This window comes from Xenorhabdus littoralis (genome assembly GCF_033949345.1).
Taxonomy (GTDB): Bacteria; Pseudomonadota; Gammaproteobacteria; order Enterobacterales; family Enterobacteriaceae; genus Xenorhabdus; species Xenorhabdus littoralis.
The window spans coordinates 1-17,315 of record NZ_VCDP01000025.1 but is presented as its reverse complement, the minus strand read 5'-3'; the positions used below and the strand labels follow the sequence as shown (position 1 = coordinate 17,315).

The 17,315-nt window shown below is 42.9% G+C and carries 13 protein-coding genes; 5 read left to right on the top strand and 8 right to left on the bottom strand.

Translation table 11 applies throughout. The features are described 5' to 3' along the window. Window positions 1–26: 26 nt before the first annotated feature. The gene (locus FE394_RS07165; RefSeq protein WP_319925712.1) at window positions 27–881 is read right to left on the bottom strand and encodes an aspartyl protease family protein; all 855 of its coding nucleotides are present in this window, start codon (window positions 879–881) and stop codon (window positions 27–29) included. A gap of 274 nt (window positions 882–1,155) precedes the next feature. Further along, window positions 1,156–1,812 carry an alanyl-tRNA editing protein gene (locus tag FE394_RS07160; RefSeq protein WP_319925711.1) on the bottom strand — a complete coding sequence of 219 codons (657 nt, stop codon included), beginning with the start codon at window positions 1,810–1,812 and terminating at the stop codon, window positions 1,156–1,158. A 94-nt stretch (window positions 1,813–1,906) separates the two neighbouring features. Here FE394_RS07160 and FE394_RS07155 point away from each other — a divergent pair, with 94 nt between their 5' ends. From FE394_RS07155 to FE394_RS07135, 5 genes are all read left to right on the top strand, one after another. Further along, complete coding sequence (locus tag FE394_RS07155) at window positions 1,907–2,890, top strand: LysR family transcriptional regulator (protein WP_319925710.1); 984 nt, start codon at window positions 1,907–1,909, stop codon at window positions 2,888–2,890. Window positions 2,891–3,170: 280 nt separating this feature from the next. Continuing rightward, on the top strand, window positions 3,171–3,992 hold the full coding sequence (gene dapB, locus FE394_RS07150) for a 4-hydroxy-tetrahydrodipicolinate reductase (RefSeq protein ID WP_319925709.1): 822 nt from the start codon (window positions 3,171–3,173) through the stop codon (window positions 3,990–3,992). Window positions 3,993–4,427: 435 nt separating this feature from the next. Continuing rightward, window positions 4,428–5,588, top strand: a complete 1,161-nt coding sequence (gene carA, locus FE394_RS07145) for a glutamine-hydrolyzing carbamoyl-phosphate synthase small subunit (protein ID WP_319925708.1) — start codon at window positions 4,428–4,430, stop codon at window positions 5,586–5,588. 17 nt (window positions 5,589–5,605) lie between these two features. Then, on the top strand, window positions 5,606–8,830 hold the full coding sequence (gene carB / locus FE394_RS07140; protein WP_319925707.1) for a carbamoyl-phosphate synthase large subunit: 3,225 nt from the start codon (window positions 5,606–5,608) through the stop codon (window positions 8,828–8,830). A gap of 206 nt (window positions 8,831–9,036) precedes the next feature. Then, window positions 9,037–9,717: a tyrosine-type DNA invertase gene (locus FE394_RS07135; protein ID WP_319925888.1), complete on the top strand. Its 681-nt coding sequence runs from the start codon at window positions 9,037–9,039 to the stop codon at window positions 9,715–9,717. Window positions 9,718–10,054: 337 nt separating this feature from the next. On the opposite strand, the gene FE394_RS07130 is transcribed toward FE394_RS07135, so the two are convergent. The 6 genes from FE394_RS07130 to FE394_RS07105 form a co-directional block, all read right to left on the bottom strand. Beyond that, window positions 10,055–10,318: a helix-turn-helix domain-containing protein gene (locus FE394_RS07130; RefSeq protein ID WP_319925887.1), complete on the bottom strand. Its 264-nt coding sequence runs from the start codon at window positions 10,316–10,318 to the stop codon at window positions 10,055–10,057. Window positions 10,319–10,348: 30 nt separating this feature from the next. Continuing rightward, window positions 10,349–11,191: an MrpH family fimbial adhesin gene (locus FE394_RS07125; protein ID WP_319925706.1), complete on the bottom strand. Its 843-nt coding sequence runs from the start codon at window positions 11,189–11,191 to the stop codon at window positions 10,349–10,351. 64 nt (window positions 11,192–11,255) lie between these two features. Continuing rightward, entirely contained in the window at window positions 11,256–11,819 is a 564-nt protein-coding gene (locus FE394_RS07120) for a fimbrial protein (protein ID WP_319925705.1), read from the bottom strand. 120 nt (window positions 11,820–11,939) lie between these two features. Then, a complete protein-coding gene (locus FE394_RS07115; RefSeq protein ID WP_319925704.1) occupies window positions 11,940–12,698 on the bottom strand; it encodes a fimbria/pilus periplasmic chaperone in 759 nt (252 codons plus the stop codon). Between the two features lie 126 nt (window positions 12,699–12,824). Next, window positions 12,825–15,533: an outer membrane usher protein gene (locus tag FE394_RS07110; RefSeq protein WP_319925886.1), complete on the bottom strand. Its 2,709-nt coding sequence runs from the start codon at window positions 15,531–15,533 to the stop codon at window positions 12,825–12,827. A 553-nt stretch (window positions 15,534–16,086) separates the two neighbouring features. Then, on the bottom strand, window positions 16,087–16,614 hold the full coding sequence (locus FE394_RS07105; protein ID WP_319925703.1) for a fimbrial protein: 528 nt from the start codon (window positions 16,612–16,614) through the stop codon (window positions 16,087–16,089). Window positions 16,615–17,315 lie beyond the last annotated feature (701 nt).

The window sequence follows — 17,315 nt, the reverse complement described above, 5'->3', positions numbered from 1 at the left end:
CGTACCCGATATTTAGCCTCTAATTTTTAACTGTTATGAGGTAAACTAATCAGTAATCGATCATTCGATATAACGAGAACCCTGTTTGAAAGAAAATCATCACCCAATAGACCATCAAAATCTATCCGTTTATCGGGAGTTATCTTGTCATCAGAAAGCCGGAAGACCATCGCAGAGAGCTTAACGCCGTCAGGTGTCACAATGGTTTTCTTCGGGCAGTGCTGTGATAACTTAGCACATCCCTCCTTTGATCGGGTGAAAAGCATTGTGTGGCTTGCACCAGTATCAATAACCATACGGCGTATCTTCTCATTACCAGATGACACACTGATTTCTATTCCATTACGTGTGCGGGTAAACGGGAGAGATTGCCAACGGTAACCATCGGGAAGTGCTTTAGGGTTATCAGATATCGTCAGCATCTTTGATGCATAGTCGATAATCAGTGTTTTATTTTTGGCAACGCCCAACCCTAATATCCCATCTATGATAAGTTGTCCATTTTCATCGAACATACCATTACCCCACGGTTTAAAGAGTTCAACATCAACATCAGAAAAGCGTTCACCGTTAACAGTAATATGGTCTGCTCTTGCCTCTAACGTAAATTTCTCAACACCAAAAACATCAACGGAACTTTCAGTTGCACGACGATCCCGTTGCGGAAAAATTGAATCAAAAACAGGCTGAGGGAGATAAAAGGCATTAGATGCCCCTGTATCAATGCCAAGCCTCTTGACCTCTTTGCCATTGATATTGAGTGAAACCGAAGGAGTTACATACTTAAGGTAAACAATCGGCACGGTAATATCAGCCTTAACTGCGGCAACTGGAATGACCGTAAGACACAGCACCGCGCATGCATTCAGAATTCTATTCACATTCAGCAACTCCGGTATTTTTTCGATCTCATTTTCGCTCAGGTTGATTACTCTACCAAAAGCAGAAAGGATGAAACGGAATCTAATATAATCTCAATACTGTTTTTATTTTGCTAAGCCATAGGAATGGTTTTATTAATCCTCGGGATCGGCATTATTTAATATAGGTTAATATTCATAAACATTACAAAAAGCACATATAAAATAAAATTTAATTCATTTATTAAAATCTAAGCTTAAAAAAGATAAAAATAGATTTATGATCATAATCAGATTACGATGAAAACACTAAATCATATTTCACCGATAACTTGCCTTTCTTTTCTTGTACAGCCTGTATTCCAAGCCCGTTAATTTGCCCTAATGACGACACATGTGTTCCACCGCAGGGATAAGACCTGAATTCGCCAAATCCGATTTCCCTATACCCATCATTATGCATAATAATTTGGCAAGGTAAGTCTTCACCGATAAGTTGATCACATTTTTCTTGCAGCTCTTCAATTGAAAAGGCTTGTGCATAAGATTCTGCTTTAAAGGTAATCTTGCTTTCTCCGGGCCAATGGTGTGCCTTAATCGGTTTCCAACCAAAAGATTCAACAATGTGACCGATAAGGTGTCCCGCAGAATGCAATTGTGAATGTAATTGTCGGCGTTTCTCATCAACACGGGCAAAAGCAATTCCTGCATTTACTGGATGTGTTGTGTAATGGATTATTCTGTCATTTTCTAACGTGACATGGGTTACTTCCACATCATTCAGCCAACCAGTATCACTGGGCTGCCCGCCTCCTTGGGGATGAAATGGTGTTGCTTTTAATTGGATCGCATAACTTTCATCATCACAGCTTTCATCATCACAGAAAGTACAATCCAGAATTTCAACTTCCGTTGTCAGTGCAGAGTTGGATAAATAAAGACGTTCAGACATAATTAATATTCTCAGGCATTCGCAAATTTCCCCTGATTGTATTAAATAAACTCAATTGCGATAATCCATCGAAAACTCAAATAACTTTTGATTCATGAGCACAAATAACACGATAAATTTAATGCGGGAGATGGCTATTTTCGCGAAAGTGGTTGAGGCGGGCAGCTTCTCTGAAGCAGCTCGTCAGCTTGCTGCCACTCCTTCCGCCATTAGTCGCTCAGTAGCCAGACTGGAAAAAGAACTCGGCACTCGCCTCTTACAAAGAACAACTCGTAAACTGCGCTTGAGCGAAAGTGGTCAAGAAGTGTACGAGCATTGTTTGAACATGGTAAACGCGGCTCAGGAAGTTATGTCTGTATCAGGGAATTTTAGCCATGAACCGCAAGGAACAATAAGAGTCAGTGTTCCTAAAGCGGTAGGACGTTTTGTCGTTCACCCCAATATTCCGGCTTTCCTTGCTCAGTATCCCAAAATAGATGTGAATTTACGGCTTGATGATCGGTATGTTGATTTGATCGACGACCAGATTGATCTCGCTATACGAATTACCGATCAGCCTCCCCCGGGTCTTATGGGACGACGCTTATTGAATATTTGGCATATGTTATGTGCAACACCTGAATATCTTGCAGAACACGGCACTCCACAACATCCCCATGATCTAAAAAATCACAGTTGCATTTATCTTGGGGAAGAACCCAGTGATTCGCGTTGGAAATTTAGTCAGGGCAACAAAATTGCCACCGTCAATATTCATGGACGTTATGCTGCCAATCATACAGGAGTAAGACTTGATGCGGTGCTGCAACATATCGGCATTGGCAGTTTACCTTATTTTACCGCTAAGCACGCTTTGCAGCAGGGACAGCTGGTTCAAGTTCTGCCCGATTGGAACTTTAAAGCCAACTACACAGGTGAGCTTTGGATACTCTATCCTCCAACACGGCATCTACCGCCAAAACTCAGGGTGTTCATTGAGTACCTGGCCAAATGCCTCCGTAAAGAAGTCGCCTCGAATAAAATAATGGCTAAAGACCATTCCGCCAATCACTACGAATTGCCGGAGGCGGGAGAGTAGCGCTCCGTATCTTATAACGCTCCGCATCTTATAAATAGAGATACTCAATGGATTTCAAACTGTAGTTTTATAGATCTCGACCCGAAATCCAATGAGTACAGTTCACCTTGTTGAGACTTAGCTGTTTAGCTATTTTTATAATTGTCTGCCAAATCCCTGTTTTTCTAATTGTCAGACTATAAGTCTGGTACAGCCATCCCCTGACAGTTAAGCTGTAAAACAATTTCCTTTGTTACCTCAACGGTTACCTCAACTAAAAATGATCTACAGAGAGAATCTTATGGCCGATACAGATATCCGCATTGCTATCGTAGGCGCGAGTGGGCGCATGGGACGCAATCTTATTCAGGCTGTCCAGCAGTTGGATGGCGTTACACTTGGCGCAGCTTTAGAACGTTCCGGTTCTTCATTGGTAGGGGCAGATGCCGGAGAATTGGCCGGTAGCGGGAAGAATGGAGTGATCATTAGTGATGATCTGCACCATGTTATTGACCACTTTGATGTACTGGTCGATTTTACCCGTCCAGAAGGTACTTTGACGTATCTCGCCATTTGTCGGCAATATCGAAAATCGATGGTCATTGGTACAACAGGCTTTGACGATTCAGGTAAACAAGCCATTGAAGAAGCCTCCCGTGAAATCCCTATTGTTTTTGCAGCGAATTTTAGTGTCGGTGTCAATCTGGTCCTGAAATTACTGGAAAAAGCGGCCGCAGTCATGGGGGAATATACCGACATTGAAATTATTGAGGCTCACCATCGCCATAAAGTCGATGCCCCATCAGGCACTGCCCTCGCAATGGGGGAGTCAATCGCCAATACTTTAGGCCGTGATCTAAAAACCTGTGCGGTGTATGCCCGTGAAGGCCATACCGGAGAACGCGATCCAAAAAGCATCGGATTTGCCTCTCTACGAGCCGGCGATATCGTTGGAGAGCACACGGCAATTTTTGCAGATATTGGGGAGCGTGTAGAGATAAGCCACAAGGCTTCAAGCCGAATGACTTTTGCTAATGGCGCGATTAAGGCTGCAATCTGGTTAACAGATAAAAACAGCGGGCTTTATAACATGAAAGATGTATTAAATCTGGATAATATTTAATTATCAACAAACACACTATGCTGTAATTACGTGATTTTTTATAGGTAATTGCGTAATTACACGCATTATGAAAAAATAATAATAATTAAGCAGATTACTTCTTGTTTTAACAATAAAACATGTTCTTTTTATCACCTTTTTTCTATAAGCGTGAAAAAACACACATTTTTTTTCTGTTTTAAAGTTTTCTCTCACAGTAATCGATTATCTTCCCTACTTTCTTTATGTTTTCCAGCCATATTCGCCCCATGCAAGGCTGAGAGTGTAAAAAAGCCAATAAAAATGCCATTTTTTGTAGACAAGACTCCCTCTCATCATTAGAATGCGCGCAATTTGCCAAAATTTCGACAAAAATCATGATTAACATTGATTTTAAGCACTAATCATGAATTAATATGCATAAGATTCGACTGATTATTCATTTTGGAGGGCGTTTTGATTAAATCAGCTATATTGGTTCTGGAAGACGGAACCCAATTTCATGGTCGCGCCATCGGTGCAGAAGGTGTGGCTATTGGAGAAGTCGTCTTCAATACCTCAATGACCGGATATCAAGAAATACTTACTGACCCTTCCTATTCCCGCCAAATCGTTACTCTTACTTATCCCCATATTGGTAATGTCGGCATCAATGCCGCTGATGAAGAATCCCCAACCATTCAAGCCCAAGGCCTGGTCATTCGCGATTTACCCTTAGTGACCAGCAACTTCCGCAGTGAAGAAAATCTGTCTGATTACCTGAAACGTCACAATATTGTTGCTATCGCTGATATCGATACACGTAAACTGACCCGCCTATTAAGAGAAAAAGGGGCTCAGAATGGTTGTATCATCGCGGGTAATGAGGCAGATGCCCAAGTTGCACTGGAAAAAGCCAAAGCATTTCCCGGCTTGAAAGGTATGGATCTGGCAAAAGAAGTGACTACTGCGCAGTCTTATCAATGGGTACAGGGAAGCTGGACATTAGCAGACGAGTTGCCAGAAGCGCAGAAAGAACAAGAATTACCTTACCACATTGTTGCCTATGATTTTGGTGTTAAACGCAATATCCTGCGTATGCTGGTAGATCGCGGCTGCCGTGTTACTGTTGTACCTGCAAAAACCTCCGCAGATGAAGTGCTGAAAATGGCACCGGATGGCATCTTCCTGTCCAATGGTCCCGGCGATCCAGAGCCATGTGATTATGCTATCGAAGCAATCAAAACATTCCTGACGACTGAAATCCCTGTATTCGGTATCTGTCTGGGACACCAATTGCTGGCTCTGGCCAGTGGGGCGAAAACCGTGAAAATGAAATTTGGTCATCACGGTGGCAACCATCCGGTAAAAGATCTGGATCACGATGTTGTCATGATCACCGCACAGAACCACGGTTTCGCGGTTGATGAAAGCTCACTGCCAGCTAACCTGCGCATCACGCATAAGTCACTGTTTGATGGCACATTACAAGGCATTCATCGCACAGATAAACCGGCATTCAGTTTTCAGGGACACCCTGAAGCCAGCCCTGGCCCGCATGAAGCCGCTTCACTGTTTGATCATTTCATCGAGTTAATTGAGCAGTATCGCCAGACCAACGCCCAGAACACCAAATAATCAGGAGAAGAAGAAAAATGGCAAAACGTACTGATATTAAAAGTATCCTGATCTTAGGTGCTGGCCCGATTGTTATCGGTCAGGCTTGTGAATTCGACTACTCCGGTGCGCAGGCTTGTAAAGCCCTGCGAGAAGAAGGCTATCGTGTCATTCTGGTGAACTCGAATCCGGCAACCATCATGACCGATCCAGAAATGGCGGACGCGACTTATATCGAGCCGATACACTGGGAAGTTGTACGCAAAATCATTGAAAAAGAGCGCCCGGATGCCGTCTTGCCAACTATGGGCGGACAAACTGCTCTTAACTGCGCATTGGAACTGGAACATCAGGGCGTACTGGCCGAGTTTGGTGTGACCATGATCGGTGCAACTGCTGATGCAATTGATAAAGCAGAAGATCGCCAGCGTTTTGACAAGGCGATGAAAAAAATCGGTTTGGATACAGCACGTTCAGGCATCGCCCACACGATGGAAGAAGCACTGGCTGTCGCTGAAGACGTTGGCTTCCCTTGTATTATCCGCCCTTCTTTCACCATGGGCGGAACAGGTGGCGGCATTGCCTACAACCGTGAAGAATTTGAAGAAATTTGTGAGCGCGGTTTAGACCTTTCCCCGACTAATGAACTGCTGATCGATGAATCCCTGATTGGCTGGAAAGAGTATGAAATGGAAGTGGTGCGGGATAAAAACGATAACTGCATCATCGTCTGCTCCATTGAAAATTTCGATCCTATGGGCATTCACACTGGTGACTCCATCACCGTAGCGCCTGCACAAACACTGACCGACAAAGAATACCAAATCATGCGTAACGCCTCGATGGCGGTATTGCGTGAAATCGGCGTAGAAACCGGAGGTTCGAACGTTCAGTTTGCGGTGAATCCGAAAAATGGCCGTCTGATTGTTATTGAGATGAATCCACGTGTATCCCGTTCATCGGCACTGGCTTCCAAAGCAACTGGCTTCCCAATCGCAAAAATCGCGGCAAAACTGGCTGTCGGCTATACCCTTGATGAATTGATGAATGACATCACGGGCGGACGTACTCCTGCTTCTTTCGAGCCTTCCATCGACTATGTTGTGACGAAAATTCCTCGCTTCAACTTCGAGAAATTTGCGGGCAGCAATGATCGCCTGACAACTCAGATGAAATCTGTCGGTGAAGTGATGGCGATTGGCCGTACCTTCCAGGAATCCTTGCAGAAAGCGCTGCGTGGTCTGGAAGTCGGCGTAACCGGATTCGATCCTAAAGTCAGTCTTGATGACCCACAATCTCTGACCAAAATCCGCAGTGAACTGAAGAGTGCAGGTGCAGAGCGTATCTGGTATGTCGCCGATGCTTTCCGTGCGGGTATGTCTGTTGACGGTATCTTTAACCTGACCAACATCGACCGCTGGTTCTTAGTACAGATTGAAGAATTGGTTCGTTTGGAAGAGCAAGTTGCAGAACAAGGCGTTAACAGTCTGACCTTTGATTTTCTGCGTCATCTCAAGCGTAAAGGTTTTGCCGATGCGAGTTTGGCTAAACTCGTGGGTATCTCGGATAAAGAGATCCGTAAACTGCGTCATGATTACAAGCTGTATCCGGTATATAAGCGCGTTGATACCTGTGCAGCAGAATTTTCCACCGACACGGCTTATATGTACTCCACATACGAAGACGAATGTGAAGCCAATCCGAACAATAACAAACCGAAAATCATGGTATTGGGCGGTGGCCCGAATCGTATCGGGCAAGGCATTGAGTTCGATTACTGCTGTGTACATGCTTCACTGGCTCTGCGTGAAGATGGTTTTGAAACCATCATGGTGAACTGTAATCCAGAAACGGTTTCAACCGATTACGACACTTCCGACCGTCTTTATTTTGAACCTGTCACACTGGAAGACGTACTGGAAATCGTGCGTGTTGAACAGCCAAAAGGCGTTATCGTGCAATATGGCGGCCAGACGCCCCTGAAACTGGCTCGTGAGCTGGAAGCTGCGGGTGTACCCATTATCGGCACCAGTCCTGATGCCATTGACCGCGCAGAAGACCGTGAGCGTTTCCAACAAGCCGTTAATCGCCTTGGACTGAAACAGCCGGCAAACGCCACTGTTACTACTATCGAACAGGCGGTTGAAAAAGGTAACCTGATTGGCTATCCGCTGGTAGTCCGCCCATCCTACGTACTGGGTGGACGCGCAATGGAGATCGTATATGACGAATCTGACCTGCGCCGTTACTTCCAGACTGCGGCCAGCGTATCCAACGATGCTCCAGTCCTTCTGGATCGCTTCCTTGATGATGCGGTAGAAGTTGACGTCGACGCTATCTGTGATGGTGAGCGTGTCTTGATCGGCGGCATCATGGAGCATATCGAACAAGCCGGCGTTCACTCCGGTGATTCTGCCTGTTCTCTGCCAGCTTATACCTTGAGCAAAGAAATTCAGGATGTTATGCGCCAGCAAGTTGAAAAACTGGCCTTTGAACTGCGAGTCCGTGGTCTGATGAACGTCCAGTTTGCGGTGAAAAATAACGAAGTTTACCTGATTGAAGTAAACCCTCGTGCAGCGCGTACCGTACCATTTGTTTCCAAAGCAACCGGCCTGCCACTGGCAAAAGTCGCTGCTCGCGTGATGGCGGGTCAATCTCTGCTGGAGCAAGGCACCATTGAAGAGATCATTCCACCTTACTATTCCGTGAAAGAAGTGGTCTTGCCGTTCAACAAGTTCCCGGGGGTTGACCCGATTCTGGGGCCTGAAATGCGCTCTACCGGTGAAGTTATGGGCGTTGGCCGAACCTTTGCCGAAGCGTTCTCAAAAGCAATGCTGGGCAGCAACTCCACCATGCGCAAGCAAGGCCGGGCACTGCTTTCTGTACGCGAGGAAGATAAAGAACGCGTTGTCGATTTGGCAGCCAAATTGCTTAAACACGGCTTTGAACTGGATGCGACTCACGGTACAGCGATTGTACTGGGTGAAGCGGGGATCAACCCACGTTTGGTCAATAAAGTTCACGAAGGCCGTCCTCACATTCAGGACAGAATCAAAAACGGTGAGTATGACTATATTGTCAATACTACCGCTGGTCGTCAGGCAATTGAAGATTCAAAACTGCTGCGTCGCAGTGCACTGCAATACAAAGTGCACTATGACACAACCCTGAACGGCGGTTTTGCAACCACCATGGCACTCAGTGCAGATCCTACTGAGCAGGTTATTTCTGTACAAGAAATGCATGCCAGAATTACCAAATAAATCGACACAATAAGATACGGTCTTGTTTGACCGTATTCTCCCGAAAAACGGCTTCCTTACTTGTTGGATTTCCAACGTTAAGGAAGCCGTTTTATTGAGTATTTTGTTTATTAATGATGCTTAATATTGCAGTCTGTGAATAATCAGCAACAATCATAGTAGGCATTTTTGATAATCATAGGGAGTCGAATACTGTGTCAAACATCATGTTAAAGCGTAAATATTTAACCCATTCTGAAATTGAAGTCTTACTGAAAGAATTGGAGAAGCACCCGCATTCTGACCGCAATATCTGCATGATATTTATGGGATTCATTCATGGTTTCCGAGTGTCTGAATTGCTTGGGTTGAAGCTGTCTGATGTCGATTTGGAGGATAAAAAACTACGGGTGCAACGCCTGAAAAATGGTTTTTCCACAATTCATCCCATGGTAGCACGAGAAATTCAACTCATACGGAAATGGCTTTCCCTGCGCCAACGCTACAAAAACAGTGATCAGAATGATTGGTTATTCTTGTCGCGAACCGGTACACGAATGTCGCGCCAACAGTTTTATAAAATCATTCGACAGACCAGTTTAAAGGCAAATTTAGCGGTTTGCGCGAATCCGCACATGTTACGGCATTCTTGTGGCTATGCACTGGCGGACAATGGTGTGGATACCCGCTTGATTCAAGACTATTTAGGCCATAGGAATATTCGTCATACCGTCCGTTACACCGCGAGTAATGCGGGTCGCTTCGAAACGATATGGCAAGAAAAAGGGAAACGAAAATTGTCAACAATTAGTACCAAACTGTTAACCAGTAAATCATCCCGAATTTTCCGCTCCGTTTACCTTCCTTTTGCTGTTAGAAATCAAATCAACTACTTGATTCATTTGTAAAAAAAATTCCACCTACCTAAATGGCATACCTTGTATTTTCCTCATCAGAATTTTCCTCTTTTACTATCTCGTTGAATAAAAATTTAGATTGTTCGATATCGAAAGCCATATAAATTAAAACTATCTATCATGTCGGAGTAATAAACCAAAATAATAATTAATCTAAGACTGATCATCTTGGGTTAACAGTTTGGTACTAAATGTTAACCATTCGGATGCTGTTATCTTATGTTATCCAATGGAGATTGGATTAAAAAAAGCCATTCCTGAAAAGGAATGGCTTAGAAATTTTATATCTGAGTTATTTCTTTCTGAAATCAAATCAATATATCCGATTTTATAAACCTAAAACTGTTTCCGCTACACAGGCATATTGATTATTCATAGGAGCCTTAGGGGAGTTAAAACAATCCGCCAAAAACCAGTCTGCGGGGGTCTTCAAGGCAATAGAAATAGAAACCAAATGCTCCAGACTAATTCTATTGGTTCCACGTTCATAGCGTGATAACTGCTGGTGGCTTACTCCAATTCTGTCCGCCAGCTCTGCTGCTGTCACTCCAATTTCTCTTCTTTTCATTTGGATTCTTTTTCCTACCAGCATACTGACTTGCATGATGTTTTTACTCTCAGTTTATAGATAAGTTAAATAAACTATTGCAGTGCCTTCATATTTGCCGGCTTTCGGTGGTGTTAGTGTGTGCAATGTTGATTTTAAGGTGAAAGACGTGCTCTCATTCTTTCCGTTAGCAATGACATTAACGCCACCTGTTGCGTCTTTGTCATTAATTTGCAATGTCGCATACATTTGTCTATTAGCATCAAAATAGACTTTAGACTCACCATCGATTGATTTAGCGTGCAACTGTATTTCGCCGCTGGCAAGAGCACATTTAAAATAACCATTAACTGTTTGGCTGGTATTATTCACTTCTGAAGCAATCAGCTCACCATATGCAATTTCAGAAGGCACATAGATTTCACAATATTGATTCGGGGGCGGCATTTTATTGCAAGTGGAATTCGGGAATCTTTGAGCTGAACCCGCCCCTGTCCTTATATGTTGACTATATGTATAAAACAAACCCACACATTCCGAATCTGCGGTGATAATATCAAACGTAACCCGTTTAGGAATTCCAAACCTCTTTTTATAAGCTCGCATTACACCAGCCGTTGTCGGATATCTATGTGCATCTGTCAGGCATACCCCTGCAACCATACAAGAGCCATACATACCCGGCTGAAATTCACGATATTGAACATCGGGACCAACATAGCATTGATCTGTTCCATAACAAGGATTTGGGATCCCCTCTTCCTCTGTCCATTCAATAATTTCCATGGTCGTGGTAGCTTGATCACCTTTTGGGATCGTATTCACCGGCATAACATAAGCGCCACCATAGACCTGCGTAGCACTGAATAAAAACAACAAGGCCGCTAGTTTCAACAACGATTTCTTAATATGGCGCATAACTTATTTTCCAAATAGCATCAAATTCTGCTAAATATCGTAGATGAAAAACCAGTCAGCATGACTAGTCGTAATTAACTTCAAAAGTCGCAATCGCACTGAATTGACCGGAACCAATCTTCTTTTGCTGAAGAGCGCGAGGTTCGGCCTGCACATAAGCCTGAAACGGAATTACATTATTTCTGCTATTAGCTAATAACGGGAACTCACTGGTTTTATTAAACGGTATCGGCGTACCATCAGCCTTTTCCATGCCAATAGCAGCGCCATAAGCTTGGCTACCAGAACTGAATGCCAATAATCCCGGCAACTCTCTACTTTCATCCCCTAAGAATTTAATTTTTAAATTTTTTGTGATCCGAGGATCACAGTTCTCTAAATGAAGATAAAATGGCTGGCCTGCCGTGCGATGTCTCAGGTAAAGATCACTGTTCAGAATATTCCCGAAATCCACTTCCATCCTTTGATCTTCTGTCTTAATAGAGCAAGTTGGTGCAAGTACAGTGAGCGTAATCCTGACATTTTGACGCAGATTATCTGTTGCATATGCGCCTTGCTGGCTGCCAATGCCAAAAAGAAACAGTGTCGACAATACATATTTGGATAGTTTGATGCTTAACGGATTCATTATCATTTACCCAACCATTTACCTAACTATTTATCCAAAGAAAGTCGTTATGAATTGACTGGTTCGGCGTTGATATCCCTCCAAAATAATTATTGATGGGATACCATCGATACGACTCAATTAACTTCCTTCAGTCACGACTTTTGCCACGGTGCAAGTATTGCCACTACAGTTAAATGTTAACTGTGGTCGTCCACCATAGTCATTGACGTAGGTCAGTACTGGTGTATTACCCAATGAATTGGTTGATCCTTCCAGCTTTTCACTGCTTTTCGGTGCCAACATCAAAGGCTTAAAACCCTCTACACTCTTACCATTCACCTTGTTCGATGCTTCTGAAATAGTGACGTAATAAGGTGTCGGGTTATTCACTACATATTGATTTCCCTGACGGGCTAAGGTGAGCTTTTCCTGCCACGGGTTATCAAGATCGACACGACGAGCAATCACAGCTTCTGGACGGTAGAACAGTTTGACGCGTGTCTGTAAGGCAATTTGCATGACATTCGGTTTCTCACTGCGAGGTGGAATTTCGCGAATGTTGAAATAGAACAGGCTTTCTTGATCTTGTGGTAATTGAGCTATCGCTGGTAGTGTTTGAATTTTGACCTGACTTTTCGCTCCGGCTTCAACACGCTGTACCGGAGGAACAACCACAAGTGGGCCATTGATCTTATTTCCCTTGTCATCTTCAATCCATGATTGTGCCAAATAAGGCAAATCAAGATGCTGATTCTCAATATTCAAGCTGACGGATTTTGTGTTTCCGTTAAAAATCACCCGGGTACGATCCAACGCTATCGCCGCCATTGCCTGATGGGCTGTCATCAAGCCAGTTACCGTTATGGCAGTTATCATTAGAATTTTTTTCAGTTTCATAGTGTCATTTGCTCATGCTCAAAAGAGACTTATGTTTATATTGCTGTACTCGCTAACAGCTGTACTTTTCATGTCAAACAAATAGACATAATACGCTATTTAAAAACAACTTTTTGGATCGTTTCATTACAATTTACCTAACCCGCCTTCTAAAAACTGGCAAGGAAGCAAAAGCGAAGTTAAAGATTCTTCTGTAACTTCATCTGATACTGTAATTTCACATTGGGCATTTCCATCCCAATGCACATTCAGTTTTTCACCTTTGTTCATCCCGCTCAGGTAGGTATATCCATCATCTCCCAAAATTCCGATTTCTCGTTGAGCTGCGTTCACAACAGAGGCACCAAAGGGTGGGAATGAACCATCAGGCAAACGGATAATGGTCATTGCTTTGAATCCTGACATAACCTGAAATTTACGATAGCCAATTGCTCCTTCCGTCAATGTTGCCTGCTGTACGGAACGCAGGGCCTCCACATTATCCGGTAAGTTATCTAAATCAATATTTGCCTTGTTGCGATAATAGCTGTTCACATCTGCCAGCACGGCTTTACCAAAGTAGTTGGTATGCACCGCCGAACCGAATCCCCGGATGGGGACATTACTGACACCTTCCGTATCGACCATCAGGCGAGCCGCCCCAGTCATATTGGTACGGTGCAATGCCGCTCCTTTTGCTGTCACGGTTATCCCGCCCTGTAGGCCAAGTGCCGCGGTGGTATTACCGCCATCCTGATAACTGGCGCTGGCAGTCAGCAATGCTTTGTCACCATAATGGGTGTAATAACCATTGGCTGACGCCTTGCCAGCCATATTTGTACCCGCTGAAATACGATAGTTATTGCGATCATCAATGCGGTCAAAATAGCCCACTGTATGAGCATTCCCCTGGCGATTAACCATTCCGTTATAACTGAGAGTGCCACTTTCCCCCCACGGAACGGAAAGGTTCAGATACATGCCATCATCTTTTTTATTGTCAAAATTGTTGCGGTAGGCTGATAAGCTGACGTTCATATTTTTATAACGTCCAATATCCAGGTACTTGGACAGAGAAACGTTATAGCGATCGTTTGTTGGCCGGTTCCAATAGGTCTGATGGCTATAGTTGAGATGGGCATTAAGACCAATATCGATAAATTGTTTACTAAAAATAATGGTATACAGCTCTTTTCCGCTATCAGAAGAAACACTGCGATAACGGCGATCGATATATTGCCCCATATTCATAAAATCACGCTCGGAGAAGCGGTATCCGGCAAATGTCACTTGGCTGTTATATTGATCAAAACGTTTCGAATAACTGAGACGATAAGAACCGCCCGTCAACGTTTTGTTCTCTTTCGGCAATCTTGCCCTTGATTCCGTCACGTCAAATGACAGCGCACCAAACATCATCAAGTCACGACCGATTCCCAGAGATAAAGCGTTGTAGTCCCCAGCTCCCAAAAAACCGCCGTACAATGACCAGCCGTTGTTAATCCCCCAAGAGAATTCTCCCATACCAAACGCCGGCCCTTCACGACGATGCTTGTCATTGGTGGATTGACCACCAATAAGTTTATACTGCACACGTCCGGGGCGTGTCAGATAAGGAATAGTGGCGGTATTGACCTGAAATGTCTGTACTCCCCCGTCCTGCTCTTCAACTCTGACATCCAGTGTTCCCGCCACGGCATCGCTGAGATCCTGAATTCGGAATGGACCAGAAGCGACTTGGGTTTCATACAATACTCGTCCCTGCTGACTGACCGTTACCTTGGCATTCGTTCTCGCGACACCTGTAACTTCAGGCGCATAACCACGTAAGTTCGGCGGCAACATATTTTCCTCAGTCACCAAACTGACGCCCGTATAGCGGAAGCTATCGAAAATACTGGAGTTAAGGTAATCCTCTCCCAATGTCAATTTTGCTTCTAAACGAGGGATGGCACGATACATGTAGTAACGGCTCCAATCCCAATCACGTTCTCTTTCACCAGAATGCCCCAACTCATCATCCTTGGTTTTGGAACGATTATATCTGGCCTGCCAATCAGCTCGAAAACGCCACGCTCCAGCATTCATGCCCGCCGTTCCATTAGCACTGAGCTGCTGGTTGTTGCTGCCATGAGCAGGCTTGGATGTTTGTGCATTAAGGTTATAGTCAAACAACAATCCGGGTATCCCATTATCCCAGCGAGAAGGGGGATCCCAGTCCGGTAAGTCATATTCCAGATAGATTTTAGGGACGATTAAATACAGTGTGTAAGTGGCCAGATCGCCTCTGGCTGACATGCCAGGCAGGGTATTGGGATCAAGACATTTTCCATCATTCTGCCAACCTAATTTTTCTACCCATTCCGATTTCAGTGCTATTTGCTTCACTAATTCGGGAGATATACAGGCGTCACTGCCTTTTGGATCATCAGGTGGTGCAATGAAATCGATGGAATAGGTATCCGAAAATTCAGTCTTATTCATCCTGACGCCCATCACATAGTTACCCGGCATGATATAGCCTGCACGTGCAAACTTATCCAAATCAATATTGGAACGTTCACTGACATCCAGTGCACCAATATTGAATTCCATCGGGGGCTTAGAATGAGCGGCCTGAATGCCGGATAATGCAAACAGTATTAAGGCTGAAAGCGGTTTAATTCCGGCTATTACGCGTCCTGTTTTTATTTTATTAGCTATCTTTTTTTTATTAACCACTTTCTTTTTATTAAAGATGTTTTTTCTATTACTGTTTGCTTTTCTATTAGTAGATGAAAAATCATGATTAATAGAATCTGAAAACAAAGCCATAGCATCCTCTGAACAATGAATCGTTAATAATCCAATTTGAATTTAGCCGCTGTCTGACACTGCCAAGCCTGTAAGCATATAGGGCTTCTTACCTAATACATGGCATCATTAAAGTTCATCGATCTAAATTGAGGACCCTGACCGATACTGGGGTGCAGAGATAGCCACATGTCCTACTTATCCGTAATATGTTACGTTCTCTGTTTATGCTTTACTGGTTTTACCGTACTGCGAGAAGTGGAGGAAACATGTCACCATCAGTAATGCCATTAAAAATCATCTTTGAATGGCAAAAAATATTTATTTTCCGAATACAGTCAATAGAGAACACCGTAAACTAAAGAAACAAAAGAGGGTATTTCAATCTGCCTCTATAGGGATAATTCTATTAATGGCAAACTCTTCTGATTCAATTGCCAATAATATTGACCTACATCAATAAAACAGATCTCGTTACAGAATATTGTATCCAAGTTCTGCTAGCGCGTTATATCCCGGAAATACCCTAGGTATGCTATCAGGAAACTCAAAACAAATGATTTAAGGTGAGCTTCCTGATACTCAGCCACTAAAAGTTATTCGCTAACTTGCAATATTACAGGTAGTTTAAAGTAAAGTTTGCGATAGCAGTAAAGGTACCTGGTTTCACAATATCGCTACCCTCTGTGCCTTTCAGACCTTTCAGATGAGCTGCAAAGTTCAAATCATTGCTGCCTTCATGCAAAGACATGCTCTCTGATTCTGTGCCCAGAGGAATGACAGTATTGCCATGGTTAGTGATTGCGATTACAGCACCTTGCGCTGTACCTTCGATATCCAGCAAACCTTTCTCATTTTTGCTTTCGCCAGTAAAGGTGGTTTTCACACCTTTTTGAGTCTCAGCTGTACAACCTTCTAATTCAATTTTGAAAGGCTTAGATTCTGAACGACCGCCATCTTTCAGAACATGGCTAGAAACAGCGCCCATATCAACTTCAACATTGGTGTTTTTAATTGAGCAAGCTGCATCAATAATAGAACCAGTGAATTTAACTGTGCCACTACCTTGGTTAGCAGCACTTGCTGCGCCAGCAGTTAAAGCCACACCAAAACCCAAAACCATCGCCAATTTGTTAAGTTTCATAATTTAACTTATGCCTTTAATTATAGAATAGATACTAATAGCCAAAAGGGAGCCTAAGCTCAGGAATTAATTCCTGACACTCAAGCTAGAGGTTATTTAGTTTTTTTGACGGAATTCATAAGTTGTCAAAATGGACCAAACTGCAAATATCATTCTACATAATAGAACCTAAGTCAAATTTCAGCCGATAAAACTGCCCATGTGCTTTAACATCATATGAAATATGAGTTTTTGTAAAAAAGTACGCGTAATGAGTAGTATGTTTTACTAATAATTTTTTAATTTTAGATTATTCCACTTAATTATATCGAGCAATGTTTAGTAATTTAGCATCTTAATTGGCGTTGCTTTATTGTTCTATTTTATTTTTTCAAAAGAAATCATTAATTTTTTATTTTTTCAAAAGAAATCATTAATTTATTATTTTGTCATAATCATAATATTTAGATTTTATTATCAACAATATAGGTTTCCACAAAATAAAAACAAAATTTTTATCCAATCCATACAATTATTACGCTAATTATCAATCATACTTATTACTTGCGGGAGGTAATTTTAAATTTATTAAATTAATTGCTCCCATTCATTTTTCAATCAAATTAACACAATAGAAAATACCTATTAAATGGATAGATGAAAACTATTCTTAATAAAATAGGTAAGATTAATATACGATTTATAAATCAGAACCACCCGCA

Excerpts from the sequence above, each read along its gene's own strand:
- dapB (WP_319925709.1), top strand. The coding sequence starts at position 3,171 with ATGGCCGATACAGATATCCGCATTGCTATCGTAGGCGCGAGTGGGCGC.
- FE394_RS07130 (WP_319925887.1), bottom strand. The coding sequence starts at position 10,318 with ATGCTGGTAGGAAAAAGAATCCAAATGAAAAGAAGAGAAATTGGAGTG.
- FE394_RS07155 (WP_319925710.1), top strand. The coding sequence starts at position 1,907 with ATGAGCACAAATAACACGATAAATTTAATGCGGGAGATGGCTATTTTC.
- FE394_RS07160 (WP_319925711.1), bottom strand. The coding sequence starts at position 1,812 with ATGTCTGAACGTCTTTATTTATCCAACTCTGCACTGACAACGGAAGTT.
- FE394_RS07125 (WP_319925706.1), bottom strand. The coding sequence starts at position 11,191 with ATGCGCCATATTAAGAAATCGTTGTTGAAACTAGCGGCCTTGTTGTTT.
- FE394_RS07120 (WP_319925705.1), bottom strand. The coding sequence starts at position 11,819 with ATGAATCCGTTAAGCATCAAACTATCCAAATATGTATTGTCGACACTG.
- FE394_RS07105 (WP_319925703.1), bottom strand. The coding sequence starts at position 16,614 with ATGAAACTTAACAAATTGGCGATGGTTTTGGGTTTTGGTGTGGCTTTA.
- FE394_RS07115 (WP_319925704.1), bottom strand. The coding sequence starts at position 12,698 with ATGAAACTGAAAAAAATTCTAATGATAACTGCCATAACGGTAACTGGC.
- FE394_RS07135 (WP_319925888.1), top strand. The coding sequence starts at position 9,037 with ATGTTAAAGCGTAAATATTTAACCCATTCTGAAATTGAAGTCTTACTG.
- carB (WP_319925707.1), top strand. The coding sequence starts at position 5,606 with ATGGCAAAACGTACTGATATTAAAAGTATCCTGATCTTAGGTGCTGGC.